The 25,744-nt window shown below is 63.4% G+C and carries 26 protein-coding genes and 1 pseudogene; 15 read left to right on the top strand and 12 right to left on the bottom strand.

What is annotated here, in order from left to right:
- Positions 1 to 38 precede the first annotated feature (38 nt).
- Both NKI17_RS21615 and NKI17_RS21610 read right to left on the bottom strand, forming a co-directional pair.
- Positions 39 to 470, bottom strand: a complete 432-nt coding sequence (locus NKI17_RS21615; RefSeq protein WP_352568901.1) for a hypothetical protein — start codon at positions 468 to 470, stop codon at positions 39 to 41.
- A 5-nt stretch (positions 471 to 475) separates the two neighbouring features.
- Complete coding sequence (locus NKI17_RS21610; RefSeq protein WP_502894570.1) at positions 476 to 2,689, bottom strand: TonB-dependent hemoglobin/transferrin/lactoferrin family receptor; 2,214 nt, start codon at positions 2,687 to 2,689, stop codon at positions 476 to 478.
- Between the two features lie 202 nt (positions 2,690 to 2,891).
- On the opposite strand from NKI17_RS21610, the gene hemP reads away from it, so the two are divergent.
- The 5 genes from hemP to NKI17_RS21585 are packed head-to-tail and all read left to right on the top strand — an operon-like array spanning position 2,892 to position 6,994.
- On the top strand, positions 2,892 to 3,098 hold the full coding sequence (gene hemP, locus NKI17_RS21605) for a hemin uptake protein HemP (RefSeq protein ID WP_352587787.1): 207 nt from the start codon (positions 2,892 to 2,894) through the stop codon (positions 3,096 to 3,098).
- Positions 3,099 to 3,107: 9 nt separating this feature from the next.
- Positions 3,108 to 4,166 (top strand): hemin-degrading factor, encoded by a 1,059-nt coding sequence (locus NKI17_RS21600; RefSeq protein ID WP_352754841.1) that lies wholly within the window; start codon positions 3,108 to 3,110, stop codon positions 4,164 to 4,166.
- Positions 4,167 to 4,177: 11 nt separating this feature from the next.
- Positions 4,178 to 5,086, top strand: coding sequence for a heme/hemin ABC transporter substrate-binding protein (locus tag NKI17_RS21595; RefSeq protein WP_352587793.1), 909 nt, complete (start codon positions 4,178 to 4,180; stop codon positions 5,084 to 5,086).
- Between the two features lie 5 nt (positions 5,087 to 5,091).
- On the top strand, positions 5,092 to 6,195 hold the full coding sequence (locus tag NKI17_RS21590) for a FecCD family ABC transporter permease (protein ID WP_352635557.1): 1,104 nt from the start codon (positions 5,092 to 5,094) through the stop codon (positions 6,193 to 6,195).
- Positions 6,196 to 6,205: 10 nt separating this feature from the next.
- Complete coding sequence (locus NKI17_RS21585; protein WP_352635555.1) at positions 6,206 to 6,994, top strand: heme ABC transporter ATP-binding protein; 789 nt, start codon at positions 6,206 to 6,208, stop codon at positions 6,992 to 6,994.
- A gap of 156 nt (positions 6,995 to 7,150) precedes the next feature.
- Here the strand turns inward: NKI17_RS21585 and rirA are convergent, their stop codons facing one another.
- Positions 7,151 to 7,612 carry an iron-responsive transcriptional regulator RirA gene (rirA, locus tag NKI17_RS21580; protein ID WP_023676431.1) on the bottom strand — a complete coding sequence of 154 codons (462 nt, stop codon included), beginning with the start codon at positions 7,610 to 7,612 and terminating at the stop codon, positions 7,151 to 7,153.
- A 191-nt stretch (positions 7,613 to 7,803) separates the two neighbouring features.
- On the opposite strand from rirA, the gene NKI17_RS21575 reads away from it, so the two are divergent.
- From NKI17_RS21575 to NKI17_RS21565, 3 genes are all read left to right on the top strand, one after another.
- On the top strand, positions 7,804 to 9,108 hold the full coding sequence (locus tag NKI17_RS21575) for a DUF445 domain-containing protein (RefSeq protein WP_352454554.1): 1,305 nt from the start codon (positions 7,804 to 7,806) through the stop codon (positions 9,106 to 9,108).
- Positions 9,109 to 9,191: 83 nt separating this feature from the next.
- A complete protein-coding gene (locus NKI17_RS21570; RefSeq protein ID WP_352454553.1) occupies positions 9,192 to 9,620 on the top strand; it encodes a phasin family protein in 429 nt (142 codons plus the stop codon).
- Between the two features lie 138 nt (positions 9,621 to 9,758).
- Positions 9,759 to 10,256 (top strand): MaoC family dehydratase, encoded by a 498-nt coding sequence (locus NKI17_RS21565; protein WP_292664992.1) that lies wholly within the window; start codon positions 9,759 to 9,761, stop codon positions 10,254 to 10,256.
- Positions 10,257 to 10,286: 30 nt separating this feature from the next.
- On the opposite strand, the gene NKI17_RS21560 is transcribed toward NKI17_RS21565, so the two are convergent.
- On the bottom strand, positions 10,287 to 11,690 hold the full coding sequence (locus NKI17_RS21560; protein WP_352568891.1) for an aminotransferase-like domain-containing protein: 1,404 nt from the start codon (positions 11,688 to 11,690) through the stop codon (positions 10,287 to 10,289).
- Between the two features lie 104 nt (positions 11,691 to 11,794).
- On the opposite strand from NKI17_RS21560, the gene NKI17_RS21555 reads away from it, so the two are divergent.
- Positions 11,795 to 12,703, top strand: a complete 909-nt coding sequence (locus NKI17_RS21555; RefSeq protein WP_352568890.1) for a DMT family transporter — start codon at positions 11,795 to 11,797, stop codon at positions 12,701 to 12,703.
- Between the two features lie 42 nt (positions 12,704 to 12,745).
- Here the strand turns inward: NKI17_RS21555 and NKI17_RS21550 are convergent, their stop codons facing one another.
- Entirely contained in the window at positions 12,746 to 14,194 is a 1,449-nt protein-coding gene (locus NKI17_RS21550) for an MFS transporter (protein ID WP_502894569.1), read from the bottom strand.
- Between the two features lie 139 nt (positions 14,195 to 14,333).
- Between NKI17_RS21550 and NKI17_RS21545 the strand changes: the two genes are divergently transcribed.
- Positions 14,334 to 15,227, top strand: coding sequence for a LysR family transcriptional regulator (locus tag NKI17_RS21545; RefSeq protein ID WP_352568889.1), 894 nt, complete (start codon positions 14,334 to 14,336; stop codon positions 15,225 to 15,227).
- A gap of 19 nt (positions 15,228 to 15,246) precedes the next feature.
- Here the strand turns inward: NKI17_RS21545 and NKI17_RS21540 are convergent, their stop codons facing one another.
- The 4 genes from NKI17_RS21540 to NKI17_RS21525 all read right to left on the bottom strand — a co-directional run bounded on the left by NKI17_RS21540 (position 15,247) and on the right by NKI17_RS21525 (position 18,851).
- Positions 15,247 to 16,287, bottom strand: coding sequence for a zinc-dependent alcohol dehydrogenase family protein (locus tag NKI17_RS21540; protein ID WP_352568888.1), 1,041 nt, complete (start codon positions 16,285 to 16,287; stop codon positions 15,247 to 15,249).
- 34 nt (positions 16,288 to 16,321) lie between these two features.
- Positions 16,322 to 16,972 (bottom strand): maleylacetoacetate isomerase, encoded by a 651-nt coding sequence (gene maiA, locus NKI17_RS21535; protein WP_023676422.1) that lies wholly within the window; start codon positions 16,970 to 16,972, stop codon positions 16,322 to 16,324.
- The gene (locus tag NKI17_RS21530) at positions 16,969 to 17,679 is read right to left on the bottom strand and encodes a fumarylacetoacetate hydrolase family protein (protein ID WP_352568887.1); all 711 of its coding nucleotides are present in this window, start codon (positions 17,677 to 17,679) and stop codon (positions 16,969 to 16,971) included. The genes maiA and NKI17_RS21530 overlap by 4 nt, the downstream gene beginning before the upstream one ends.
- Positions 17,680 to 17,960: 281 nt before the next feature.
- Positions 17,961 to 18,851 (bottom strand): hypothetical protein, encoded by an 891-nt coding sequence (locus NKI17_RS21525; protein WP_352906784.1) that lies wholly within the window; start codon positions 18,849 to 18,851, stop codon positions 17,961 to 17,963.
- 526 nt (positions 18,852 to 19,377) lie between these two features.
- Here NKI17_RS21525 and NKI17_RS21520 point away from each other — a divergent pair.
- On the top strand, positions 19,378 to 20,400 hold the full coding sequence (locus NKI17_RS21520) for an acyltransferase family protein (RefSeq protein WP_352906783.1): 1,023 nt from the start codon (positions 19,378 to 19,380) through the stop codon (positions 20,398 to 20,400).
- A gap of 19 nt (positions 20,401 to 20,419) precedes the next feature.
- Here NKI17_RS21520 and NKI17_RS21515 read toward each other — a convergent pair whose 3' ends face one another.
- The gene (locus NKI17_RS21515; RefSeq protein WP_352906805.1) at positions 20,420 to 20,908 is read right to left on the bottom strand and encodes a GNAT family N-acetyltransferase; all 489 of its coding nucleotides are present in this window, start codon (positions 20,906 to 20,908) and stop codon (positions 20,420 to 20,422) included.
- Between the two features lie 31 nt (positions 20,909 to 20,939).
- Positions 20,940 to 21,704 carry a copper homeostasis protein CutC gene (locus NKI17_RS21510; protein WP_352906782.1) on the bottom strand — a complete coding sequence of 255 codons (765 nt, stop codon included), beginning with the start codon at positions 21,702 to 21,704 and terminating at the stop codon, positions 20,940 to 20,942.
- 223 nt (positions 21,705 to 21,927) lie between these two features.
- Between NKI17_RS21510 and NKI17_RS21505 the strand changes: the two are divergent.
- A pseudogene (locus tag NKI17_RS21505) lies at positions 21,928 to 22,370 on the top strand (SRPBCC family protein).
- A gap of 119 nt (positions 22,371 to 22,489) precedes the next feature.
- The gene (locus tag NKI17_RS21500; RefSeq protein ID WP_352568883.1) at positions 22,490 to 22,945 is read left to right on the top strand and encodes a carboxymuconolactone decarboxylase family protein; all 456 of its coding nucleotides are present in this window, start codon (positions 22,490 to 22,492) and stop codon (positions 22,943 to 22,945) included.
- Positions 22,946 to 22,972: 27 nt separating this feature from the next.
- Here the strand turns inward: NKI17_RS21500 and NKI17_RS21495 are convergent, their stop codons facing one another.
- Entirely contained in the window at positions 22,973 to 23,881 is a 909-nt protein-coding gene (locus NKI17_RS21495) for a LysR family transcriptional regulator (protein ID WP_352906781.1), read from the bottom strand.
- A gap of 128 nt (positions 23,882 to 24,009) precedes the next feature.
- Between NKI17_RS21495 and NKI17_RS21490 the strand changes: the two genes are divergently transcribed.
- Complete coding sequence (locus tag NKI17_RS21490; protein WP_352906780.1) at positions 24,010 to 24,513, top strand: nuclear transport factor 2 family protein; 504 nt, start codon at positions 24,010 to 24,012, stop codon at positions 24,511 to 24,513.
- A 59-nt stretch (positions 24,514 to 24,572) separates the two neighbouring features.
- The gene (locus NKI17_RS21485; protein ID WP_352906779.1) at positions 24,573 to 25,556 is read left to right on the top strand and encodes an alpha/beta hydrolase; all 984 of its coding nucleotides are present in this window, start codon (positions 24,573 to 24,575) and stop codon (positions 25,554 to 25,556) included.
- Positions 25,557 to 25,744: the final 188 nt, after the last annotated feature.

The raw sequence follows: 25,744 nt of genomic DNA, 5'->3' as shown, positions 1-25,744 counted from the left end.
ACGGGGTTTCGTGCGAATGCGGGTTCCGGTCCCAAAATTCAGACCCCGAAGGCGATGCCGGTCCTGGTCTGCGTCTTCAGCCCGCGCATGCAGGCATTCGGCTCGGCGCCGGCGCATTCCGTGGCGCTGTTGATCAACACGCGGCTGACCTTGCCGCAATCCGTGCCGGCAAGATCGAAACGCGTCACCTTGGTCTTGCCTGCCGGCAGCTCCTTGAAATCGAGTACCGTCAGCCGGTCGACAACGCCGGCCCCGTTGAACAGCGCGATCTCGAACGCCGCCTTGGAAAGACCGGCGCCGAGATTGTTGGTGACCACGAAGGTAAGGCGGCAGCCCTTGTCGGAAGGCTGCGCGCCATTGAGCTCGAGGATCAGCGCCGGTGCTTGCTGCTGTGTCCATGCCGGAGCCGCCGCAAGCAATATTGCCAGCACCGCGGCGAACAGACGAAGGGATGCCGTCATGCCTGTCATTGTCGTCAGCCTCCAAACCTCATCGTCGCCGCCAGCTTCAGGGTGACGCCGGGCTCGTAGACGACGCTCGTCGTCGATGCGTTCAGCGGGTTGGCGTATTTGACGTCGAACAGATTGTCGGCGCGGAAATCGACCTTGAAATTGTCGGTCGCCTGGTAGCTGGCGAAGGCATTGACCAGTGTATAGTCCTTGGCCACCGGGTTGCCCTGCGGCTTGCCGTTGTACTGCACCTCGCCGCCGATGGTCAGCCTGTCCTCGAGGAAGCGAAAGCCGAGTTGCCCGGTGATCTGGGAGGAGGGGACGGTGACAAGGTCTGCCCGTTCGCCTTCATAGGAAATCGTGTGGCCATCGGTGAACGACGCCGAAAGCCCGGCAAAGCCCCAGGCGGCATCATAGACGCCCTCCATCTCGAAGCCGTGGATCCTGGCCTTGGCGAAATTCTGATACTGGAAGCAGATCGGTATGCCCGGACCGAACGGGCAGCCGCTGGTCGGGTCGAACGGCGAGAGCGTCACGCCGTCGATGTAATCGTCGACATTGTTGTTGAAATAGGCCGCCTTCAGCCGCAGCGCGTCGTCGGCCTCAATGACGCCGTTGGTACTGTAATTGACGCCGAATTCCACGGTCTTGCCGGTTTCAGGCTTGAGATCGGGATTGGGGAGGAACGGGAAGCTGACGCCGGCCGGATGATTGCCGCTGATCAGGGTCTCCGACAGCGACGGAGAACGGTAGCCTTCCGCATAGGTGCCGTAGAATTGCAGGCCGGAAAGGCTGGCGGTTTCGAAGGGCGAAATGCCCACTGTGATGCGTGGCGACAGCCGGTCGCCAGAGGTTTCGCCGACATCACTGTCGAGCTTATAGCTGTCGTAACGCAGCCCGGCGATGACCTCGAGCCAGTCCCAGGTGAGCTTGTCCTGAACGTAAGCGCCGGAGACGTTCCTGTTGCCCGAGGGCGTATAGAAGCTGTCGCCGCCCGCCGTGCCGCCTGTCTCGACATCGTCGCCAACCCAGTCGCCGCCATAGGTCAGCTCATGCGCGATTCCAACGGTCTCGAATCTCGACGTGTTCCAAATGTCGATGCCGGAGGTGCCGATGTCGAACGTCGATTTCGAACCCGCCGGCAAAACCACGGGCAGACCGGTGACCGGATCAAACCGGTTTTGCGCCACAAGGGTCGTCAGATCGAGCTTGGTCTTGTTGTAGGACGCGTTGATGTGGAGGTCGAGCCAGCTCTTGTCTTCGTCGGTGATGTTGTAGCGGGCCGTGAAGGTATTCGCCTTCAGGTCGGCGTCGTTCACCGGCGCGCTGCCGCTGGTCTCGGTCCATCCGTCGTTCGAGCCGATCCAGCCCAGCTTCAGCTCGCTGTTTTCGCTGGGGCGGATGGTCGTCTTGAGGAGGCCGCTCAAGACGTCGAAGCCGGTGCCCGCTACAGTGTCGCCGCCGCCATGCTTGTAGTCGTCATAGTCGCGGTAGACGATATTGCCGAGCACGTCCCAGTTCTCGTTGATCCGATAGGCGCCGGTGGCGCTGGTGGTCCAGCCTTTGCCGTTGGTTTCGTAGCGCCCAGTTGCGGATACCGCCCAGGTCTCGTCCGGCTTGAGGAAATCCTGCGCATCCTTGGTGTCGAAAAATACGACGCCGCCGATCGCCCCGGAGCCATAGGTGTTGGCGACCGGGCCGCGGATCACATCGACGGATTTGATCAATTCGGGATCGATGTAGAAGGTCGATTGCGTACCGTGATCCGAGCGCTGGAAATTCTGGCGGGCACCGTCGACGATGACGGAGACGCGGCCGAAATCCTGCAGGCCGCGGATGTTGATGCTGGAACTGACACGCCTTGCGTCGGCCTGGACGGCGACACCCGGCACACCGAACAGCATTTCGTTGGGCGTCGTCGCCATGCGGCGCTCGAGCTGTTCCTCGTCGACATGGCTGGCTGAAGCAAGCGACTCGATCGCCGTCTCGCCGGTACGGCTGAGGATCAGGATCTTGTCGAGCAGTGTGGTACCCGCCGGGGCCGGCTTTACCTTTTCGGGCTGTTGAGACGGGTCAGTCTGCTGCTGGTCGGCTGCCGGTTGGGCGGCCTGCTGGGCGCCGGCCGGTGTTGCGAGCAGCGGGATCGCCGCCGCGCCGGCCAGCAACGCGGCCATTTTGCTTGTCATAGAACAATGTGTCAGGCCGCTGCCCGCCAGCCGTCCCCAATTCGCCAACCCCATGCTGCAACTCCAAGAATCCATGTTCGATGCTGGCTGGCTTGGGGCTCGCTGGCATTTTTCATCGCGTCCGGCGTCTTAAATGTTGACTCATTTACTCCGGTATTGCACTGCTAGATAACATGATTATTCGAGTCAAGAATTGAATCGGCATTTCACGCAGGCGCCGAGCCAGATGCCCGGCACAGGAAAAGGGATCGAACCAATGAACACGCACAATCCCAGCGACTTTCGCTATCGCGTCCGCCGTTCCGACGAAAATTCCGTCCGTTTCGACCGGATCCAATCGGCCGTGAGAACGCTGTCCAGCAACACGCTGTTCCAGGGCGAGCACGAGATCGGCATCGAGCATCATGGTGCGCTGTACCGGCTGAAGATCACCCGGCAGGGCAAGCTCATCCTCAACAAGTAGGTGGTAGAAATGGACCAGCGCGTAAAACCCGCCCCACACGAGATCCGGCGGGCACGGGCAGACAATCCGAAAATGCGCGAGCGCGACCTCGCCGCCCAGCTCGGTATTTCGGAGGCCGAACTGGTCGCCGCGCATTGCGGCGACGGCGTCGTGCGCGTCGAGCCGCGTGTCAACGACCTTTTGACTGGCCTCGAAGCTGTCGGTGAGGTGATGGCGCTGACCCGCAACGAAAGCGCGGTGCACGAGAAGATCGGCGTCTACGACAAGGTCGTCACCGGCAATCACAATGCCATGGTGCTCGGTGAGAATATCGACCTGCGCATTTTCCCAAAAGTCTGGGCGCACGGCTTTGCCGTGGAAAAGCGCGATGGCGCCGACATCCGCCGCAGCCTGCAGTTCTTCGATACCGCAGGCGAGGCGGTACACAAGGTGCATCTCAGGCCAGCCTCCAACCTTTACGCCTATCAGAAACTGGTGGCCGGGCTGGAATCGCCGAACCAGGAGCCGACGGTGGCGATTTCAGCGGGCACGGCCGACGAGACCGAGACTGCGGACAACCCGGCGAGCATCGACGATCTGCGCGACCGCTGGAGCCATCTGACCGACGTGCATCAGTTCTTCGGCATGCTGAAGACACTGAAGATCAGCCGCCGACAGGCGGTGCGCATGGTCGGCCAGGACTACGCCTGGCTGGTCGACAAGGATGCGGTGAACGCCATGCTCAACCACGCCGCTGCTGGCGCCATGCCGATCATGTGCTTTGTCGGCAATCGCGGCTGCATCCAGATCCATTCCGGCCCCGTCGCCTCGATCAAGCCGATGGGACCATGGCTCAACGTGCTCGACGAGACCTTCCATCTGCACCTGCGGACCGACCACATCGATGAGGTCTGGGCCGTGCGCAAGCCGACCAAGGACGGCTATGTCACGTCGCTCGAAGTCTATGGCGCCGACGGCAAGATGATCATCCAGTTCTTCGGTAAGCGGCATGAAGGCGAAAGCGAGCGCGAAGACTGGCGCTTTCTGGCCGAAAACCTGCCGCGTATCCCAAGCCCGACCGCAGCTTGAGGAAAACGACGATGGTTCTTTTCTCCAGGCTGGCATCGGTCTCCAGGTCGGCGCTTGGTCCTGTGGCCGCTGTTTTCCTGGCCTTCGCCGCGCTGATGACGGCTCAAGCCGCCGAGGGCATCGCGACTTTCGCCGATCGCTCGAGGATCGTGGCTATTGGCGGCTCGATCACCGAGATCGTCTACGCGCTCGGTGAACAGGATCGTCTTGTCGCGCGCGATTCGACCAGCCGCTATCCGCAAGCGGCGGCGGAACTGCCTGATGTCGGCTACATGCGCCAGCTGTCGCCGGAGGGTGTGCTGTCGGTCAATCCGTCGGGCATATTGGCCCTGCACGGCAGCGGACCGAAGGAAGCCGTCGACGTCTTGAAGAAATCAAGCATCCCGTTCATCGAGGTGACCGAGCGCTATGATAATCAAGGCATTCTCGAAAAGATCCACATCGTCGGCAAGGCGCTCGGCACCGAGGCCAAGGCCGATGCGCTGGCGGTCCAGATCGATGCCAGGCTGAAGGCAGCCGAAAAGCAGACCGCCTCGATCAAGGATCGCAAGCGCATCCTGTTCGTGCTGTCGATGCAGGGCGGCAAGCTGCTTGCCGCCGGCAGCGACACCGCCGCCGACGGCATCATCAAGCTTTCGGGCGGCATCAACGCCGTCGACGGCATTGCCGGCTACAAGCAATTGTCGGACGAGGCAGTCATCACCGCCAGGCCCGACGTGATCCTGATGATGAACAATGCCGGACCGGCCACCGCGGATGACGAATTGTTTTCGAACCCTGCCGTGGCTTCGACGCCGGCGGGTGCCGCCCGCAAGCTGATCCGCATGGACGGCGGCTATCTGCTCGGCTTCGGCCCGCGCACGGCCGACGCCATCCACGACCTCGCCGTCTCGCTCTATGGCGGCCAGGTCACGGATTGAGCGCGATGGCCGATCATTCGATCGCCGGTGCGGCGGGCATCATGGCGACGGCAGCCGAGGGTGACCGTTCGCGGCGCGCCCGCCTCGTCGTCGTGCTGCTCTGCGTCGGGCTGGCTATCGCCGTGCTGTTGTCGCTGACCTCCGGCGCATCCGATGCCTCGGCCATCGGCGTCATGCATGACTGGCTGTTCGGCGCGTTGCCCGGCGACGCGGCGTTGAGCGCCCGCGACCACCTGATCATCCATGACATCCGTCTGCCGCGCATCATTATGGGCGTGCTGATCGGCGCATCGCTTGCCGTCTCCGGTGCCGTCATGCAGGGGCTGTTCCGCAATCCGCTGGCCGACCCCGGCCTGATCGGCGTTTCGGCCGGATCGAGCCTCGGTGCGGTCGCCGTCATCGTGCTTGGCTCGACCATGCTGGCGCCGCTGACTTCGGCGCTCGGCACGATGGCTTTGCCGCTGGCTGCGTTCTGCGGCGGGCTGGCGACGACATTGCTGCTCTATAAGGTCGCGACACGGCAAGGCCGGACCTCGGTCGCCACCATGCTGCTCGCCGGCATCGCGCTGGCGGCGCTTGCCATGGCGCTGACCGGCATCCTGATCTTCATGGCCGACGACCGGCAATTGCGCGACCTGACCTTTTGGCAGCTCGGCTCGCTGGGCGGCGCAACCTGGCAGAAGATCGGCTCGGTCGGGCCGGTCATCGTGCTGGCGCTGGCGGCAATGCCGTTCCTGGCGCGCGGCCTCAACGCGCTGGCGCTCGGCGAGGCCACGGCCGGCCATCTCGGCATTCCGGTGCAGCGGCTGAAATACACCGCGATTGTCGGCGTCTCGGCAGCGGTCGGCGCATCGGTCGCCGTCAGCGGCGGCATCGGTTTCGTCGGCATCGTCGTGCCGCATCTGCTGCGTCTGCTGATCGGCCCCGATAACCGTTATTTGCTGCCGGCATCGGCGCTGCTTGGTGCGGCGCTGCTGCTGTTGGCCGACGCCGTCGCCCGCACCATCGTCGCCCCAGCCGAATTGCCGATCGGCATCGTCACCGCGGTCGCCGGCGCACCGTTCTTCCTGTGGATCCTGCTGCGCAAGCGCGGCGTCATCGACCTGTGAAAGTTTGCCTATGATCGAAGCGCGGGATGTCTCGGTGGCGATCGGCGGCAAGGGCATTGTCGCCAATGTCGATTTCGAGGCGCGGCCCGGCGAAATCGCGGCCATCGTCGGCCCCAACGGTTCGGGCAAGACGACCTTCCTCCGAGCACTGTCCGGCGATCTTGGCTATTCGGGAGAGGTCACCGTCAACGGCCGCAATCTATCGGCGATGAAGCCGGTCGAGGCGGCGACGGTGCGCGCGGTGCTGCCGCAGGCGACGACGCTGTCGTTTCCGTTCACCGTGCGCGAGATCGTCAGGCTGGGCCTGGTCGGCGGGCGCTCCGGCGCGCTGTCCGGCGAGGACCAGCGCCTGCCCGAACGGGCGCTGGCTCGCGTCGACCTCGACGGTTTTGCCGGCCGCTTCTACCAGGAGCTGTCCGGCGGCGAGCAGCAGCGCGTGCAGCTTGCCCGCGTTCTGTGCCAGGTGTGGGAGCCGGTGCTCGACGGCAAGCCGCGCTATTTGTTCCTCGATGAGCCGGTGTCCAGCCTCGACATCAAACACCAGCTGATCATCATGGACATCGCGTGCGATTTCGCCAGACGCGGCGGCGGCGTGGTCGCTATCCTGCACGACCTCAATTTGACGGCGATGTATGCCGACCGGATTTTCGTCATGCATCGCGGCAGGCTCGCCGCTACAGGTTCGCCGCAACAGGTGCTCAGCGACGAGCTGATCGAAAAGGTCTTCGATTGCCGGCTGAAGGTCGGTGTGTTGCCGGCCGCAAACATGCCGTTCGTATTGCCGCAGTCGGTCTGTTGATATCCAGGTGATGCCGGCCCGCAAATGGCGATTTCCTGCGCTTCCGGTACTCACGTACCCAAACGTACGCTCCGTTCCGGTTCTCGGAACCCACCATTTTCGGCTTGGCCTGACCTGAATCTCAACAGACCTCACCAACTGAGATGCGACCAGAAATCAGGCGGCCGGCGCCCTTTGCACCAGCATGTCGATGCCGAGCAGGTGCCGCACATTCGGGCGCGCCGCCACCAGATCGGCGATCGTGTAGCGCGACAGCACGGCGAAGAAGGCGTTGAGCGCTTCGCGCAATGCCGAATTCAGCGCGCAGCTATCGACCAGCGGACATTCGGCGGCGTCGTTCTCGAAGCACTCGGCCATGGCAAAGCTTTCCTCCGTTACCCGCACGACATCGAACAGGCTGATTGATTCGGCCGCGCGGCCGAGCCTGACGCCGCCATTCCTGCCGCGCACCGTTTCGATCAGGCCGTTTTCGACCAGCGGCTGCAGGATCTTGAACAGGAAAAGTTCCGATACCGAATAGGCGGCGGCGATCTCGGGGATGCGGCTCAACCGCTCGGTGTTGGCGGCGCAATACATCAGAATGCGCATGGCGTAGTTGGTCTGACGGGTAAGCCGCATTGTGTCCTCACATAACAGTGGTTGGCGTCAATATGGCCTATAGTTTGGAACAATTCCAGACTGGCGCTGCATAATAGATGAATTCCGGCGTCAAGTTTGCGTGCACGATTGCGCGCACCGGAACCAGCGGCGCGCTTTCTGGGGCAGGCGACACTAGATAAGTTCGCATACACGATCAGGAGCGGCCCATCATGTCACGACCAGCCCCGGCATTTGCATCCGTCGCGTCCGTCCGGTTCGACGCCGATGCCGACGCCAAGCTTTCGGCGCTCAGGCGCACCAAGTTCGTTGCCGCCGCAGCGCTTGCGTTTTGCGTGCTGGTCTTTGCGGTGGCGAAATCGCTCGAGAGCCGGCATGCGTGGTTGGGCTTCGTCGCCGCTTTCGCCGAGGCGGCGACGATCGGCGGCCTGGCGGACTGGTATGCGGTGGTGGCGCTGTTTCGGCGGCCGCTTGGCCTGCCGATCCCGCATACGGCCATCATCCCGGAAAACCAGAATCGCATCGCCGACAATCTCGGCCGCTTCATCGAGGTGAATTTCCTGGCGCCGGAACCGGTGCGCGAAAAGCTCGCCGAGGTCGACTTTTCCGCGCTGGTCGCGGACTGGCTGGCCGACCCGAACCGCGCCGCCGATTTGTCGCGCTTCGTCGGCCGGCTGGTGCCGCAGACGCTGGCGGCGGTCGAGCAATCCGGACTGCGCGGCTTCGTCACCAGCCGTATGCTGGAGCAGATCGAAAAGGTGCCGCTGGCGCCGCTCGCCGCCGAGCTGCTGTCGGCGCTGACTGACGATCGCCGCCACCAGAAATTATTCGACGAGTTCACCAAGGTGGTCGGCCGCTTCCTGAGCGACGAGCAGGCGCTGGCGACGATGCGCGAGAAGATCCGCGAGGAACTGCCGTCGCTGTTCAACCTGTTTCGCGCCGACGCCTATCTGTTGAAGAAGATCATTGCGTCGGCCGGCTCGCTGCTCGATGAGGTGCGGGCCGATCCGCACCATCCGATGCGAGCCGAATTCGACCTTTTCGTCGAAACCTTCGTCGAGCGGTTGAGGACATCCAAACAATATGCCAGGCGCGCTGAAAAGCTGAAGCGCGATTTCCTTGCCCGGCCAGAGCTCAGCGCGCTGGCCGGCGATATGTGGGACAGCCTGCGGCTGTTCATCGAACAGGACGCCAAGGCGCCGAATTCGATGATCCGCGACCATCTCGCCACCATGTTCGTCGAGGTCGGCCGCCATCTTGCCGACGACGCGCAGATCAGGGCCGACATGAACCAGGGGTTCATCGTGGCGCTGGCGTCCTTCGTCGAAAGCCAGAAGAGCGGCGTGTCGAAGTTCATCGCCGACCAGGTCAAGCGCTGGGACCTCGCGCAACTGACAAGGCTTATCGAAATGAACATCGGCAAGGACCTGCAATATATCCGCTTCAACGGCATGATCATCGGTGGCCTTGCCGGGCTCGTGCTCTACACTGCCGAACGGCTGTTTCTTGTCGGCTGACTCGTCCGAATGGACCGCTGAGCTTCGCTGCACTATCTTCCGTGCAGTGGCGGCGTTCACGGCAACAAGGGGAGAGAACCAGCATGGCAAAACGACCGGAGTCCGAGTCCTTCATCGACATGTTCGGCAAGTTCGGCCGCGACCTGAAGCTGCCGAATGTCGACGTCGAGGCGATCCTCGCCCACCACGCCAAGAACCTGGAAGCGCTGGAGAAGTCGGCACGGGCGAGCGCCGCTGGAGCCTCGGCGCTGTTGTCAAGGCAACGCGAGATGCTGCAGGACACGCTGCGCGAAATCACCGACATGGCACAAAGCTACAGAGCGCCCGGCAATCCGCAGGAAATGATGCAGAAGCAGGCGGCGTTCGCCAGAAAATCCTTCGAGACCGCGCTGAAGAATGCCGGCGAGATGGCCGAACTGGCGAGGGCGTCCGGCACCGAATCGATCGAAATCCTGCGCAGCCGCATCAAGGAGGCGATGGAGGAGATCCGCGCCGGCCACGACAAGAAATAAGCTGTTCCCCAGCAGCACGCTTGCCGGCGGCGAAGACTGGCGGTTCGCGGCCGAAGATTATGGGCTGGAATCGCACTGGCGAATTGACAGGGGCGGCCCGTCGTGGTCCGGAACAGGCAAGCGATCGGGAAAGCAGGAATGACGCAGATACGGCCGAGGACGCCGCCGACCTTCGAGCAACTCAGGGCGATGGCCGGGCAGGAATTAGGCGTCTCGGACTGGACGCTGGTCGATCAGCACCGCATCGACCAGTTTGCCGAATGCACGGGCGATCATCAATGGATCCATGTCGATCCCGAGCGGGCGAAGCGGCAAAGCCCGTTCCGCACCACGATCGCGCATGGCTATCTGACCCTGTCGATCATCGGCGCGCTGGCGCTCGAGATGGGGATCGTACCCGAAAACACGCAGGCCGCGTTCAACTACGGTTTTGACAAAGTGCGTTTCGTGGCACCGGTCAGAGTCGGCTCGCGAATCAGGCTGCGCACCACGCTGTTGTCGATGGAAGACAAAGGTCCGGGGCAGTATCTGATGAAGGCCGCCAATACGGTCGAGATCGAAGGCGAGCAGAGGCCGGCGCTGACCGCCGAGACGCTCGTCATGCTTTACGCACGCCGCAAGCGGGCCGGCACCTGAGAGTTCAGCCTCAGTTTTGCGGCAGGGCAATCAACGCGACATCGCCTGTTCAAGCGCCCTGAAAATCCGGTCATCTCCGGACTGCGCGACGTTGAAGCGCATGAAACGGCTGGCCGACCGGGACAGGCTGAACGCATTGCCGGGCGCAAGCACGACGTTGGCCGACAGGGCATGGCGGGCGACATCCGCGGCATCTATCCCCTCCGGCAGCCTGCACCATAGAAACATGCCGGCCGGCTGATCTATCCATGGCACGATGCCGATCGCCCTGAGGCGGGTGCCGGTTTCTTCCATGGCGCGCGAGAGCCGCGCGCGCAGCAGATCGACGTGCTTGCGATAGAGGCCGTCCTTCAGCAGCGTCAGTACCAGTTCGGATGCAAGCCGACCGCTGCCAAACGATGTGGCGATCTTGAGATCGGTCAATCCTTCCATCCAGTCGCGAGGAGCGGCGATGAAGCCGCAGCGCACCGATGCCGACAACGTCTTGGAAAAGCTTCCGATATGAATGACCCGGCTGAGGCCGTCGAAGGCCGCCAGCCTGGGCGCCGGCGTGTGTTCGAAATCGGCGAAGATATCGTCCTCGATGATCGTCAGCCCCGACTGGTCGGCGAGCTTCAGCAGCCGATGGGCAACGACCGGGGACAATATAGCGCCGGTCGGATTGTGGAGCGCCGAATTGGTGATGTAGAGGCGCGGCCGATGCTCGTTCAGTGCCTGCGCGAACAGCTCGATGTCCGGACCCGAGCGCGTGTAGGGGACGCTGATCACCTTGGCCCGATGGGCGCGCAACAGGGCATGGAAGTTGAAGTAGCAGGGATCGTCGACCAACACCGTGTCACCCGGTTCGAGCAGGAACCGGCACAGCAGGTCGATCGCCTGAGTGCCCGATTCCGTCAGCATGATCTGGTCCGGAGAGGCTTCGATGCCGTGCTCGGCCATGCGCCGCGCCAGCAGATGGCGTAGCGCCGGCAAGCCGAGCGGCGTGCCGTAGTCGGTCAGCGCGGCGTCGTCGGCGCGGGCCGTCGTCCGCAGTGCCCGGCGCAATCCAGCATCGGGCATCCATGTTGCCGGCAGCCAGCCGCAACCCGGTTTCAGGACGCCGTCGCCGGCTTCCAGCGATTGGCGCGAGACCCAGAGCGGGTCGACGGCACGGTCAAGCCTGGGGCCGATCTCGGCCAGCGACAACGGAGCCAACGGTCCGGCGGCATAGAAACCCGAGCCCGGCCGCGAGCGGATCATGCCTTCCGCCGCAAGACGCTCATAGGCTTCGACCACGGTGGATTTGGAAACCTGCATGGCTTTGGCGAACGCCCGGATCGAAGGCAGCCGCGTTCCCGGTGTCAGGCTGCGCGCGGCGATCCTGTGCCTGATCGTCGCCATGACGCTTTCGACAAGCGTCCGGCTGCCCTCATCTGTTGTCGTCTGCTCATCCATCCGTACTGCTCGCCCTACCATGACGGTTTTGTCAAACTGTACCTGATTGTCTCTGGCGGAGCCAGACGCCCGGCCCGATAGAGGGCGAAATCAGCGGGGCATCGATGGACAAGGCGGCGAGTAGTTGGGCGGCGAGTAGTTGGGCGGCGAGTGGTTGGGCGGCGAGTGGCTGGATCAACGGGTTCATAGGCGTGCTGATCTTCAGCGGTTCGCTTCCGGCGACGCGCGTGGCGGTGATGGATTTCGATCCGGTGTTCGTAACGGTCGCCCGTGCGGCTTCGGCGGGCATCCTCGGCCTGGCGCTGCTGCTCGTTTTTCGTCAGAAGCGCCCGGAGCGGCGAGATCTGTTCCCGCTGGCGATCGTGGCGCTTGGCGTCGTGGTCGGCTTTCCCCTGCTGACGGCGCTGGCGCTCAAGCACGTCACGTCGGCTCACTCCATCATCTTCGTCGGCCTGTTGCCGTTGGCGACCGCGATCTTCGGCATGGTTCGAGGCGGCGATCGCCCGAAGCCGGCGTTCTGGCTGTTCTCGTGCCTCGGTAGCGCCCTTGTCGCCAGTTTTGCAGTCACGCAAGGCCTGTCGGTCTCGCCGCTCGGCGACATCTTGATGCTGGCCGCCATCATCATGTGCGGATTGGGCTATGCCGAAGGAGCGGCACTGTCGCGCAAGCTCGGCGGTTGGCAGGTAATATCGTGGGCGCTGGTGCTGTCGCTGCCGGTCATGCTGGCGCTGACGTTCATCACCATGCCGCCGTCGCTCGAAAGTGCCGGCAGGGGCGCGTGGATCGGCCTGGCCTATGTGTCGCTGTTCAGCATGCTGATCGGCTTCGTGTTCTGGTATCGCGGCCTGGCGCAAGGCGGCATCGCCGCGGTCGGGCAGTTGCAACTGCTGCAGCCCTTCTTCGGCCTGGGGCTGGCGGCAGCGCTGCTGCATGAGCAGGTCAGTCCCGCCATGATCGCCGTCACCGCCGCCGTCGTGCTTTGCGTTGTCGGTGCCAAGAGATATGCGAGATAGGTGCGCCGGCTGCCGGAGTTGCATGCGAACCGGGTGGAATCCTCAAGGATGCTTGGCAACGATATCTGTTCGCCCGGCAGTGGCGCGGGCTGAAAATACCGCAAGGATCAGCGCCATCAGCACCAGGCCCGTCGCCACCTGGAAAGTGACCTGCATCCCTCGTGCCGCTGCCGCAGGTGCCAACACTGCCAAGCCAGTGCCTTCCCCAGCCGATGCGAAGGCGAACACCGCGCCCATCACCGACGCACCGGTGATCAGGCCGAGATTGCGCGACAGATTGAGCAGGCCGGAGACGACGCCACGCTGGTCGGGTGCGACGCCCGTCATCACGGCCGAATTGTTGGAGGTCTGAAACAGGCTGTAGCCGGTGCAGACGATGATGATTGGTACGACATAGCCGGCAATACCGAATTCCGCCCGCGACAGAGCAAAGGTGCCAATAGCGAGATCGAACAGGCCGACGATCATGATCCGGTTCGCCCCGAAACGATCGACCAGGCGTCCGGCCGGCAGCGCCGCCAATGCGGTAATCAGAGGGCCGGTCGACAGAACCAGCCCGACCATGGCTGCGTCTAGCCCAAGCGCGCGCGACAGATAGAATGGTGCGACCACCAGCGTCGCCATCATCACCGTGGCGACGATCAGGTTCATGGCGAGGCTTGCGTTCAACGCCTGGTCGCGGAACCTCGCAGGCTGGATCAAAGGGTTCTGGACCCTTGTCTGCGCAATGACAAACAGCAGGCCAGCCACGGTGGCGGCAATCAGCAAGCCGACATTGAGAGAACCAAAACTGCCACGCCCAAGGGTCATGGCGAGCGCATAGGCGGCTAGCGTCAGCGCGAGCAAAGCCGTGCCGATCCCGTCGAAACCGCGCCGACCTGGCGTCTTTTTTCCGGCCGGCAGGAAGCGCCAGGCAAGCGCAAAGGCCAGCACCCCCAACGGCAGATTGATGAGGAAGATCGCGCGCCAGCCGAGGCCGGCGATCAACAGTCCGCCAAGCGAGGGGCCAAGCGTGGTGCCGATCGCCGACATGGCGCCGAGCAGGCCCATGGCGCTGCCGGTTTTATCCCGGGGAACCGTGTCGGCGACAAAGGCCAGCGTCAGAGCCATCATAATGGCCGCGCCGAGCCCCTGTGCCGCCCGTGCAGCGATCAGCAGCCAGAGCGTCGGCGCGAGCCCGCAAAGCACCGATGCGAAGGTGAACAGGGCAATGCCGCCGAGCAATAGCGGTCGGCGGCCGAATATGTCGGCGAGCCGCCCGACGCTGACGATCAAGGTGGTGATGGCGAGCAGATAGGCCAGGACGACCCATTGCACGAGCTGGAACGATGCGTCGAACGCCTGCATCAGCGATGGCAGCCCGACGCTGGCGATGCTGGTGGCGAGCGACGACAGCAGCGTTGAAAGCGACAGGCTTGCCAATGCCCATCGGGTCGAGCGTGCGCTCACCGGGGCAACTTCGTCCCAGGTCTTTTCAGCGGTCGACGCCAAGGTGAACTCCTTTGCCGGCAGCCCCCAATCGGAGCTGTCGGACGCTATTCCCTCGCATGATGTGGCGGAAGGCGCAGTATTTGCATCTTATTCGTGCACGGAACGCCACATCACGGCTGAGCTGTGCTATGGTCCTTCCATGTCGTCACCCGATCTCAATCTGCTTGTCGCCCTCGATGTGCTGCTGAGCGAGGGCAGTGTGGCGCGTGCTGCCGCGCGGCTGCGCCTCAGTCCCTCGGCGATGAGCCGGACCTTGGCCCGGTTGCGCCAGGCGACAGGCGACCCATTGTTGGTCCGGGCCGGCCGTGGCCTGGTTGCGACGCCGCGCGCGCTCGAATTGCAGCAACGGGTAGGTCGAGTCGTTCAGGATGCGGAAGCGCTGCTGCGCCCGGCCAAGCTCCTCGACCTCTCTGCTCTCGACAACGTCTTCACGCTGCGCGCCAACGAAAGTTTCGTCGAGGAGTTCGCACCGCGTCTTCTGACCCGTGTCGAAGCGGATGCACCTGGCGTGCGGCTGCGGTTTGCGCCGAAATCCGACAAGAACGACATGTCGTTGCGTGACGCGGCGGTTGATCTCGAAATCGGGGTTGCCAATGAAACGAGCCCTGAAATGCGCATTCAGGCGCTGTTTCGCGACCGCTTCATCGGTGCGGTGCGAACGGGTCACAGGCTGGGCGAGGGCCCAATGACGCCGGAACGCTATGCGGCCGGCCGCCACATCAGCGTTTCGCGGCGTGGCCGCGAAAAGGGCCCGATCGACGAGGCCTTGAAACTGCTCGGTCTCCAGCGGACGATCGTGTGCATGGTTTCCAGCTTCTCGGCCACGCTCGCCATGGCGCGCGCCTCCGATCTGATCGCCAGCGTCCCCGAGCGGCACACGCTGGGCGCGCGCACGGGCATGTACAGCTTCCCGTTGCCGGTCGATATCGAGGAGGTCACCATTTCGATGCTGTGGCATCCGCGACTCGATGCCGATCCGGCACAACGCTGGCTGCGAGCCTGCGTGCGCGAGGTCTGCGCGTCGTTTCGCTGATCCAGACTCAGGGCGTGATCTAGAATCTGGTCACCACGCCGATGCCGATGCCTTCGAAGCCGCCCATCGCCATCAAAGCGGCCGGCGCTTCCTCGAGGCTGATCTTTTTGCCGACCAGCAGTTCGGGTTTGAGCTTGCCGGTGCGGATCATCTCCATCATCGCCTGGTAGCGAAACGCCTGCATACCGTGGCTGCCGCGGATTTCGAGCTCGAATGCGATCACCTTGTCCATCGGAATCTGCGACCTGGCATGGTCGCCGAGCATCAGGCCGACCTGCACGTGGCGCCCGCGGCGGCGCAGGTTTGCGATCGAGTTGAACGAGGTACTGGGGTGGCCGAGCGCGTCCATCGACATGTGCGCGCCGCCATTGGTGATTTGCTTGACCGCCTTGACCACGTTCGGCGTCTTTGCCGCGTTGATCGTCGCCACCGCGCCGATCTTTTTGGCAAAGTCCAGCTTCTCGTCGGTGAGGTCGATGGCGACGACATTGGCGCCCATGGCGCTGGCGATCATGATCGCCGACAGGCCGACGCCGCCACAGCCGTGCACCGCCACCCATTCGCCGGGCGTCACCCGGCCCTGGTCGACGATGGCGCGGAACGAGGTGACGAACCGGCAGCCGAGGCTGGCGGCGGTGGCGAATTCCATCTCGTCGGTCAAGCGCACGAGATTGGTGTCGGCATGGTCGATGGCGACATATTCGGCGAACGACCCCCAGGCGCTGAAGCCTGGCTGGAACTGGTGCTCGCAGACCTGGTGGTTGCCCGAGGTGCATTCGAAACAGCGGCCGCAGCCGACGGCGAAAGGCACAGTGACACGCTCACCGGTCTTCCAGCGGGTCACCTGCTTGCCCACCGCGGCGACGACGCCGGCAAGCTCGTGGCCGGGCACATGCGGCAGGCGGATGCCGTCGTCGTGGCCCATCCAGCCATGCCAGTCGCTGCGGCAAAGCCCGGTCGCCTCGACCTTGATGACGACGCCTTCTGGCGCCGGCGTCGGATCCGGCACGGTCTGGATCGTCGGCGCCTCGCCGAATTTTTCGAAGACGACGGCTTTCATCGGCAGTTCCTCATCACTTCATGCAATTTGCGGTCTACTCGGCATCGATCTGGTTCTCAGGCGCGGCCTTCTGGAACGCCGGCAGCGCCATGCAGGCGGCATTGATGCGCGAGATCGTCGGGTAGGGCGTCATGTCGACGCCGAAGCGGGCATTGCTGGTGACCTGTGCGACCAGGCAGATGTCGGCCAGCCCCGGCGTGTCGCCATGGCAGAATGTCTTGGTCTCAGGCGAGGAAGCCAGAATCTTTTCAAGCGGCTGGAAGCCTTCGTTGACCCAGTGCCGGAACCAGTTGACGACATCCTGGTCGCCGGCGCCGAACAGTGTGCGCAGCGAGGTCAGCACGCGCAGATTGTTCACCGGATGGATGTCGCAGGCGATCATCTGCGCCAGCATCCTGACGCGGGCGCGGCCAGGCGCATCCTTGGGCAGCAGCGGCGGCTCAGGCGTGGTCTCGTCGAAATATTCGATGATCGCCAGCGATTGCGTCAGCAGCGTGCCGTCGTCCAGGACCAGTGCCGGCACCAGCCCTTGCGGATTGACCGCGAGGTAGGCGGGTTCGAGATGCTCGCCGTGGCGCAAATGATGCGGCACGTAGTCGTAGGACAGGCCCTTCATCTCCAGCGCGATCCGCACCCGGTAAGAGGTCGAGGAGCGGTAGTAGTTATGGAGGACGATGTCGCTCATCGGATCGGTTGGCCGATGGTCAGTTCGATTTCGCCGATGCCGTCGACGCCACCGGTGATCTTTTCGCCCGGCCCGACGGCGCCGACGCCAGCCGGTGTTCCGGTGAAGATCAGGTCGCCGGGCTTAAGCTCTAGCGCCTCGCTGCAAATCGAGACGATGTCGGGAACCGGCCAGATCAGTTCGGCGAGGTCGCCGTCCTGCCTGATCTCGCCGTCGACCGCGAGCCAGATGCAGCCCTTGTCGGGATGACCGGATTTTTGCGCCGGAACCAGCGGGCCGCAGGGCGCTGAACGGTCGAAGGCTTTCGACCAGTCCCACGGCCTTGCCGCCTTTTTCGCCTCGTCCTGAAGGTCGCGGCGAGTCAGGTCGACGCCGACGCCGTAGCCCCAGACATGGTCCAGCGCCCGCTCGCGCGGTATGCGAAAGCCGGCTCTGCCGATCGCGACGACCAGCTCGATTTCGTGATGCAGGTTTTGGGTCAGCGGCGGGTAGGGGATCGTGGTGCCCGAACCGACTGCCGCGTCGACCACTGCGTCGCCTGGTTTGGTGAAGAAGAAGGGAGGGTCGCGCTCGTCATTGCCGAGCTCGCGGGCATGGGCTGCGTAGTTGCGGCCGACGCAGAAGATCCGGCGCACGGCAAAACGCTCCGGCGAGCCGGCCACGGCCACCGACGGGGTTGCGGGCAGGGGAAGGACGAAGCCGGTCATGCACTGTCTTTCACTGGATCTGTCGCCGGCACATTCGGCCGATTTGGACCACCCGGCAAGGTATTCCATCTCAGAAGAGCTACGCCTGCCGCGCGGCGCCGCGGAAATCGCCTGTACATTGTGCTTTAGCCGGAAACCAAAACAGAATGGCAGAAACTTCGGAATCAGGACACTAGGAAGTGCAATAGCGTCGAACCAATAGCGGACATGGGGCGGAGGCCCTTTTAATGCCGCAAATCTCCATGGATCGAAGCTGGATTGGCTATTTTGAACTTAGCCCATCAGAGACCATCCGGCGCGTTACGATTTCGGTGATCGTCCGAGTCTCCACCGATCCGTTTGTCGCCGTCGTCCTCCAACTTCGTTATCTTGGTCCGCCGCCGCACTACTCCGGCGGAGTCCACATCGAACGTGATCGCTATCGTCCCGGAAACCTTTTCACTCGATCGCGCGCGCAGAGCATCAGCTAACGTCAGTGCCTTCTTGGTAATCTCGGCAACAACAACATCCGACGCAGCTTGATCCCGACGCACATGCTCAGGATCAACTGACATTTCTCCGATAAAAGTAGAACCGTCGGATCCAACTGAAGTCTTTTTGAGTGTTGTCGGCTCGGACGCTTGAGGATCGTTATATATTGCGCCGTCCCGAAGATCATTCGGCCTCAGATCAAATGCCTCAACGCTTTGAAGCGTCGATTGCGGATCGCATTCGATTTTAAAAGCGTTCCATGTGAAGATCCAATGGCCACAAGCGGCGCGTGTAAGTCCGGCCCTCTTCAGCCAGCCTTCGATCCGTCCCTCCAGTTCGGGACCGTTGAGCAACTGCGTCGGCCCGGAAAACGGCCTGAAGATGCGCACGGGAAACTGCCAATTACTGGTGCGGTCCTGTGCCGTGGCGTCCTTCGAAAGGTCATATTCAAGTTCCAGACCGTCGCTGCGAACATTAAGCACCCGCTCTACTAACGTGTCTCGATCAGTGGAACTGCCGGTCGATCCGTTACTGTCCTTTTGAGCAGACTCTGCGTCCCTGCTAATCTCGTAAACAACGCCAGCCCGATCGCTGCTGAGCGCGTCCTGCTGGGGGGCGGCCATCCCCGGCGAACCTGAACCGACATTCGCCGCCAGCAGCAAGATGGCCTTCGCACCCAAAACCTGTCTGGCAAACTGCATCCGTGCCCCTTTTCAGTTCTGAACCGCACTATGCCGCAACAATCAGCCCGAGAGAATAGCGGACGGGCGGCGATTGACGCTGTATCGCGAGAAGCCGCCGGACGGCAAACCACCCCTCACTCGTTGTCCGCCTTACCGGCCAACCACGCCGATAGCGGCCAATTTTTGGTGCGAACGGTGGCCAATCTGCGTGTCGCTGACAAACCTCTGTAGTCATTTGACCAGCAGAGGAGCTATCGATGTCGAATGCCAATCACCACTGATCGCTGAACTCAGGGTCGTTCTGATCCGCCAACGATACAGGCCCGGTGGTGGCCGGAAACTACTGCGCCTATGCGCGAGAGTTCCTTGACTACCTTCAATTACGGTCTTCAATGCACCATTTCCTTTTCTCTGCCTGCGGTGTCCGTCCCCTACTTCGGGCGTGTCGTTATCTCGCACTTGCACAAAGTTCTGGTGCGCTGCAATATAGCCGGAGGAATGCGGCCTCCAGCCCGCCTTTCGCAGGTTCAATGAAGGGACCGGCATGACGGACATCTCCGCGACGCGTCTTGTCGTGTCCAGGCCTGTCGCCGATAGCTCGGCAAGAACCAGGCTTGCCTATCTCGACGGCTGGCGCGGCCTGTCGATCGCGCTGGTGCTGATCGGCCATTTCTTCCCCGTTCCCGGCATCAATCTCGGCGTCCTTGGCGTCGAATTCTTCTTCGTGCTCAGCGGCCGGCTGATGGCCGAGATCCTGTTTGTCGAATACTATCCGCTGAAGAAATTCTTCAAGCGCCGGTTCTCCCGCATCTACCCGGCACTGCTGATTTTTGTCGTCGCCGCGATGGTTGCCTTGTCCGGCACATTCATCGCCTTCAAATGGAAGGCGGCGCTGACGGCGCTGACGTTCACCTACAACTATGCCGGAATTCTCGTCACCCGCGCCGGCGCGCTCGACCATATCTGGTCGCTCTGCGTCGAAGAGCATGCCTATATCATCCTGGCGATGATCAGCGTCGTCGTCTCGGGGCGGTCCCGGGTCATCGTGTTGCTCGGCGCGTTGTCGGTGCTGGCCATGGCAAACGGCGCCATCTCCTACCGGGTGCTCGCAATCGGCTACGAGGGCACCTATTGGCGCACCGACGTGCACATCGCCTCGATCCTGCTGTCGGCGGTGTTATGCCTGCTCAAGGCCGACGACAGGCTGCCGGCGCTGCTCAAGGGGCCGCATGTTGCCCTGGCGGCCACAGTCGTGGCTGTGCTCCTTTTCATGGCTGCCGTGCCAACCCCGATCCACTATCTGGTCGCGGTGCCGCTGCTGGCGCTCGCCGTCAATTTGCTCGACTTCAGCAGCCGGTATCTGACCGGGTTTCTATCGTCCCTGCCGATGACGATGCTGGGGCTGTGGTCGTATTCGCTCTATCTTTGGCAGCAGCCCTTTTATCAATTCGTCGACATAAAAGGCAGTTCGCCGTGGTTGATGCTTGCGGCGGCGTTCGCTTGCGCGCTGTGCAGCTACTACATCATCGAAAAGCCGGCCCGCTACTGGCTGAACCGCAATTGGTAGGGCGAACGGCGCCCGCCGTTCAGCCGGCGATCCGTCTTGCATAATACCGCACGGCTTTCCTGCCGCCGTGGATTACCGCGTCACCCACTTCCGCAAAGCCGAGTGCGGCATGGAAGGCGTCCGAAGCCGGATTGGGTGGCTCGGCATTGACTTCGCAGGTGACGATCGCCTGGCCCGCGCGTGACGCCTGTTCGAACAGATCCTCATACAGCCGGCGGGCATGGCCGCGCCCGCGCGCTGCGGCGGCGACCACGACGCGATCGACATAGACGAACCGCGGGTAGCGCTGGCGAAACCACAGGAAGTTAGGGCTGTCGTAGCTCGCGTGCTGGTCGAAGGTCATGATGAAGGCTTCGAGCGCACCGATACGGCGCGCGTAAAACGCTTCGCCGAGCAGGAAGGACAGGCGCTCAGGTTCGAGCCATGATAATTCCGCAGCGTGCTCGTTGTTGAGCGCGAGGATGGCGGGCTCATCCTGCGGCGAAACCCGTTCGATCGGCAAACGCATTTCGATCATGTTTTTGTTCGATCTTCCAGGATCATGTCCGGGCAGCGGCGATGGTCGCCGCCACCAGCGCCTCGTCGGTCACGGTGTTGCGGTATTCGCGGTCGAGGTCGGTGCCGCCCATGCCGACTTTCGGGTTGCGGTAGCGCATGGCACTCGGCACGTCCTTGAGCGCGGCGAAGTGCATTTCGCTCAACCCGGTTTTCCTCCGCACCTTGCTGATGTTCTCGGGATCAAGCCCGCCGCAGCCGAGGATGATGATGCGGTCGCCGGCCTGCCTGACAAGATCGGCGAGCAGGTCCGCGCCTTCCAGTGCCGTGTCGCGCTGGCCGCTGGTCAGCACGCGGCCGACCTTGCAGCGGATCAGCGCTTCCAGCGCCTCGGTCGGGTCGCGGGTCATGTCGAAGGCGCGGTGGCAGGTGACGTTCAAGCTCCCCGCTGCCTGCGCCAGTTCGCTCATGCGCTGCTCATCGATCGTGCCGTCGGCATTAAGGCAGCCGATAACGACACCGGCGACGCTAAGCTCGGCAAGCGCACGGACATCGGCGAGCATCGAACGATATTCGGCTTCGCTATAGAGAAAATCGCCGCCGCGCGGCCGCACGATGACGTGGAACGGGATCGTCGCCAGCTCGAGCGCCGTGCGCACCGTGCCGAAGCTCGGCGTGATGCCGCCCTCGATCAGGCTGGCACAGAGCTCGACACGGTCGGCGCCTGCGGCTTGCGCGGCCAGCAGGCCGTCTATGCCTTCGACGCAGATCTCGATCAGCGGCAGGCGAGGGCGTTCGGTCTCGGTCATGGGCGATCCGTCGATGATTTCAGCTGGCCAGCGGTAGCATCGGGCATGGTGCGATGAAAGCCGGAAGTGTTGGCTCAATGTGCTTGCGGGCGCCTGCCATTCCGCCGCTTGACACATTCATAACTTAAGCGTTATACGTAACTCATAGCTGGTTGGTTATTGGTTCTCATGGAGAGCGCGTTGTTGATAGCCCAGCCAAACCGCAAACAACGGGTCCGAAGTCATGACTGAAGCAACCACAATCGAAACCAAATCCATTGTCGTCGAGCGTCTGATCCCGCATGCGGCTGAAAAGATATGGCGCGCACTGACCGTGCCGCATCTAGTTGCCGAATGGCTGATGGAGAACGACTTTGCGCCTGAGCAAGGCCATCGCTTTACTTTTCGCGCGACGCCGGTGCCTGGCTGGTCCGGCGTGACGAACTGCGAGGTGCTGAAGATCGAGCCGCACGCCTGCTAGCCTACAGCTGGGGCGACGGCACCGAATCCGACAGCGGTCTGAAGACCGTGGTGACATGGTCGTTGACGCCCGAAGGTACCGCGACGCGGGTGCGCATGGAGCATTCCGGGTTCCGGTCCGAGGACGAGCGCGGCTACATCGGCATGGGAAGCGGTTGGCCGCGCATTCTCGAGCGGCTTGAGCGGGTGACTGCCTCGCAAAGCTGAAGATCCCGGCGCTCGCCTTGCCGCAACGCGGCGGCCGGCGAACTGACACAACCAAGAAATATCGAGACCCCGGATGTTCGTCGTCCGGGCTTGAAAAAACACGCCCGAAGGAGATTACTATGCAAGCACGATTGAAAAACCCGGTGATGCTCATTCCCGGCGCCTTGCAGGCGCTGCTCGCGCTGGACAAGTCGACAGAGACTGCCGACCTGTCCTATGTGACGCGCAAGCTCGTCCATTTACGCGCCAGCCAGATCAACGGATGCAGCCTCTGCGTCGACATGCATGCGCGCGAATTGAAGAAGGCCGGCGAAAAGGACGAGCGCGTCTTCACCGTGTCCGCATGGCGGGAGACACCCTACTTCACCGACGCCGAACGCGCCGCGCTGGCACTGACCGAGGCGGCAACCCGGTTGGCCGACCGGCCAGACGCGGTAACGGATGCGGTCTGGGATGAAGCCGCCCGGCACTATGACGAAAAGGCGCTTGCCGCCCTGGTCGTCCAGATTGCCCTGATCAACGCATTCAACCGGCTCAACGCAACCACCAGGCAGATGGTCGGCGCCTGGGGCTGAACGGGGCCGGGTTCTCGAAAAGCCACATCAGATCCGCAGCTTGTGCGAATTCGCGCGGACGAAGTCGATGAAGGCCCGCAGCTTCGGCGGTACCAGGCGGCGGCTCGGATAATAGAGGTGGAGCGGCTCGTAAGCTGGACAGAAAGGTTCCAGCACCTTGACCAGCGCGCCTGAGGCGAGAAGCGGCGCGGCGAGGCCCTCGACGGCGAAGGCGAGGCCAAGCCCTTGCGCGGCGGCGGTAATGCACAGCGGAAGCGTGTTCACGACCAGACATGCGTCCGGCGTGAATGCGACTTCGCGTCCCTCCACGATGAACTCCCAGGGTGAAATCGTGCTGGTGCGGGTGAGGGCGAATGCGATGCAGCGATGGGCGGCGAGGTCTGCCGGCCGTTTCGGTGTGCCGTTGCGCGCCAGATAATCGGGGCTGCCCACCACGACCATCTGCAGGGGCCCGCCCAGGCGCGCGCCGATCATATCTCTCTCGAGAAGCTCGCCGATGCGCAGGCCGGCATCGAAGCCGTCGGCGGCGATGTCGACGAAGCTGTCGTCGAAAATCAGACTAAGCCGCACTTCGGGATAAGCATCCATGAACGGCCGCATCAATGGCTCTATCAGCAGCGGCGCGGCGATCCAGGGCAAGCTGAGGCGCAGCGTGCCGGCGGGACGGTCGCGGCTCTCGCGCAGAGCCGCACCAGCCGCCCAGATGTCTTCGGCTGCCGGGCGCACGTGGTCGAGGTAGTGGGCGCCAGCCTCGGTCAAGCCAACGCTGCGGGTCGTGCGGTTGAGCAGCCGCACCCCCAGACGCTCCTCGAGCCCCTTGACCGCCTCGCTCAACGAGGCCGGAGCGACGCCGAGCTCGGCGGCGGCGCGGGTGAAGCTCCTGGCCTCGGCGACTTTCACGAAGGCGACGATGCCGCTGAATTGGTCGAGGCGCATTGTAAGGATTTTCCAAATAGCCCTGTCGAACTCTACTGGTTTTTCCGGCGAACAAAAGGCGTCATGTTGGGTCCGACGAACGAGCCTCGGTGTTGGGAACGGCTCGAACGGGCAAGGAGACAGAACCGATGACAAGGCTCGCTTTACTCGCCGCCGGCACTCTTCTGGCGGTGTCTGCCGCCCCGGCGCACAGCGGGCCACTGGAAGACCGCAATATCCAGCTCGTCAAAGACTATTACGCAGCTTACGCGACCGGCAATCCCGAGGCCGTGCGGCCCTTCCTCGCACCCGACATCGTGTGGCGCATTCCCGGTCATCATCCGCTCGCCGGCGACAAGCGCGGGCCGGACGAGGTGGTCGCCTTCTTCCGCGGCCTGGCCGACGGCAAGTTCAAGGCCGGGCCGATCTTCTTCCAGGCGCAGGGCGACCTCGTCGTCGACGTCCATCGCGGCTGGTCGAATGTCGGCTCAGGTCCCGAGATCGACCAGCTCTACGCGCTGATGTTCCGCATCAAGGACGGCAAGATCGCCGAGGCACAGAATTTTTTGACCGACATGTACCAGTCGGACGCTTTCTACTGGGCGCATTACCGGCTGAAGCCGCTGCCCGGCCGACTGGCTGGCGAGCGCTGAGACGGCGGTCTTTCTCGCAACGCGCAGCGCTTCTCACTCCAAGCCAAAGGAAATTTGCGATGCTTAAAACCCTGACACTTGCCGTAGCAACCACCGCCGCGCTCGCCGCCTCCAATGCCGTCGCCGCACGGCGCGTCGAGCGCGTCACATTCTCCTCGCATGGTGAGCAGCTTGTCGGCGACATCTATCTGCCAGAGGATCTGGACGCGGCAAAACCTCGGCCGGCGCTGGTCGTGACCGGCGCCTGGATGACGGTGAAGGAACAGATGCCGGCCCGCTACGCCCGCGAGATGGCCGATCGCGGCTTCATCGCCTTGACCTTCGATTTTCGCGGCTGGGGCGAAAGCGGCGGCATGCGCCGCCAGTACGAGGACCCTAGCGCCAAGATCGCTGACATCGAAGCGGCCGTCGCCTATCTCGCGACCCGGCCCGAGACCGACAAAGACCGCATCGGCGGGCTCGGCATCTGCGCCAGCTCCGGCTATATGGTCACCGCTGCGGCAGGAAACGCCGCGATCAAGTCGGTCGCCCTCGTTGCGCCCTGGTTGCAGGATGCCGAAGTGGTCGAGCAGACCTATGGCGGCAAGGAAGGCGTCGCCAGGCTTGAAGCCACGAGCGATGCGGCCGAGGCCGAGTATCGCCGCACCGGCAGACAGGCGTTACTGCCGGCCGCCAGCCTGAGCGACGAGCGCGCGGTCATGTTCAAGATGCCCTATTACACCGAGCCCGATCGCGGCATGATTCCGGCCTGGCGCAACGAGGCCGATCCGGCGTTCTGGCGCGGCTGGCTGAGGTTCGACGCGATCCAGGCCGCCCCGCGCCTGCGTCAACCCTTTCTGATGGTGCATAGCGAGGCTGCCGCCATTCCGAGTGGTGCGCACAAATTCTACGCGGGGCTGACCAGCTCCAGGCAGGAACTGTGGCTCGACAACGTCACCCAGTTCGATTTCTACGATCGTGCCGCGCCGGTGAAGGCGGCTAGCGATGCCGTCGCCGCTCATTTCCGCGCAACGCTGGGCGGTGCGGGGGAGGCGGGACAATGACCTTCGTCACCCGCCGGTATGTCCTGGTCTCGGCGGTTTCAGCCGCGGCAATTTCCGCTATCTCGGCGCCCGCCGCCGGGGGCGGGGGGGGGGGGGGGGCGGGGGGGCGCCCGCAGCGGGGGAGACGGGCGGGGGGGGGGGGGCGGGGCGGCCCGGCGGGGGGGAGGGGGCGGCGGGGGGGCGGGGGG

Origin of the sequence: Mesorhizobium sp. M0816, assembly GCF_040320005.1 — a bacterium.
Classification (GTDB): Bacteria; Pseudomonadota; Alphaproteobacteria; order Rhizobiales; family Rhizobiaceae; genus Mesorhizobium.
Note: the sequence above shows the minus strand (reverse complement) of the source record. Positions and strands in the feature narration are given on the sequence as shown.

Bases quoted from the DNA above. Each gene is read 5' to 3' on its own strand.
- NKI17_RS21615 (WP_352568901.1), bottom strand. From the start codon at position 470: ATGACAGGCATGACGGCATCCCTTCGTCTGTTCGCCGCGGTGCTGGCA.
- NKI17_RS21610 (WP_502894570.1), bottom strand. From the start codon at position 2,689: ATGGGGTTGGCGAATTGGGGACGGCTGGCGGGCAGCGGCCTGACACAT.
- hemP (WP_352587787.1), top strand. From the start codon at position 2,892: ATGAACACGCACAATCCCAGCGACTTTCGCTATCGCGTCCGCCGTTCC.
- NKI17_RS21600 (WP_352754841.1), top strand. From the start codon at position 3,108: ATGGACCAGCGCGTAAAACCCGCCCCACACGAGATCCGGCGGGCACGG.
- NKI17_RS21595 (WP_352587793.1), top strand. From the start codon at position 4,178: ATGGTTCTTTTCTCCAGGCTGGCATCGGTCTCCAGGTCGGCGCTTGGT.
- NKI17_RS21590 (WP_352635557.1), top strand. From the start codon at position 5,092: ATGGCCGATCATTCGATCGCCGGTGCGGCGGGCATCATGGCGACGGCA.
- NKI17_RS21585 (WP_352635555.1), top strand. From the start codon at position 6,206: ATGATCGAAGCGCGGGATGTCTCGGTGGCGATCGGCGGCAAGGGCATT.
- rirA (WP_023676431.1), bottom strand. From the start codon at position 7,612: ATGCGGCTTACCCGTCAGACCAACTACGCCATGCGCATTCTGATGTAT.
- NKI17_RS21575 (WP_352454554.1), top strand. From the start codon at position 7,804: ATGTCACGACCAGCCCCGGCATTTGCATCCGTCGCGTCCGTCCGGTTC.
- NKI17_RS21570 (WP_352454553.1), top strand. From the start codon at position 9,192: ATGGCAAAACGACCGGAGTCCGAGTCCTTCATCGACATGTTCGGCAAG.
- NKI17_RS21565 (WP_292664992.1), top strand. From the start codon at position 9,759: ATGACGCAGATACGGCCGAGGACGCCGCCGACCTTCGAGCAACTCAGG.
- NKI17_RS21560 (WP_352568891.1), bottom strand. From the start codon at position 11,690: ATGGATGAGCAGACGACAACAGATGAGGGCAGCCGGACGCTTGTCGAA.
- NKI17_RS21555 (WP_352568890.1), top strand. From the start codon at position 11,795: ATGGACAAGGCGGCGAGTAGTTGGGCGGCGAGTAGTTGGGCGGCGAGT.
- NKI17_RS21545 (WP_352568889.1), top strand. From the start codon at position 14,334: ATGTCGTCACCCGATCTCAATCTGCTTGTCGCCCTCGATGTGCTGCTG.
- NKI17_RS21540 (WP_352568888.1), bottom strand. From the start codon at position 16,287: ATGAAAGCCGTCGTCTTCGAAAAATTCGGCGAGGCGCCGACGATCCAG.
- maiA (WP_023676422.1), bottom strand. From the start codon at position 16,972: ATGAGCGACATCGTCCTCCATAACTACTACCGCTCCTCGACCTCTTAC.
- NKI17_RS21530 (WP_352568887.1), bottom strand. From the start codon at position 17,679: ATGACCGGCTTCGTCCTTCCCCTGCCCGCAACCCCGTCGGTGGCCGTG.
- NKI17_RS21525 (WP_352906784.1), bottom strand. From the start codon at position 18,851: ATGCAGTTTGCCAGACAGGTTTTGGGTGCGAAGGCCATCTTGCTGCTG.
- NKI17_RS21520 (WP_352906783.1), top strand. From the start codon at position 19,378: ATGACGGACATCTCCGCGACGCGTCTTGTCGTGTCCAGGCCTGTCGCC.
- NKI17_RS21515 (WP_352906805.1), bottom strand. From the start codon at position 20,908: ATGCGTTTGCCGATCGAACGGGTTTCGCCGCAGGATGAGCCCGCCATC.
- NKI17_RS21510 (WP_352906782.1), bottom strand. From the start codon at position 21,704: ATGACCGAGACCGAACGCCCTCGCCTGCCGCTGATCGAGATCTGCGTC.
- NKI17_RS21500 (WP_352568883.1), top strand. From the start codon at position 22,490: ATGCAAGCACGATTGAAAAACCCGGTGATGCTCATTCCCGGCGCCTTG.
- NKI17_RS21495 (WP_352906781.1), bottom strand. From the start codon at position 23,881: ATGCGCCTCGACCAATTCAGCGGCATCGTCGCCTTCGTGAAAGTCGCC.
- NKI17_RS21490 (WP_352906780.1), top strand. From the start codon at position 24,010: ATGACAAGGCTCGCTTTACTCGCCGCCGGCACTCTTCTGGCGGTGTCT.
- NKI17_RS21485 (WP_352906779.1), top strand. From the start codon at position 24,573: ATGCTTAAAACCCTGACACTTGCCGTAGCAACCACCGCCGCGCTCGCC.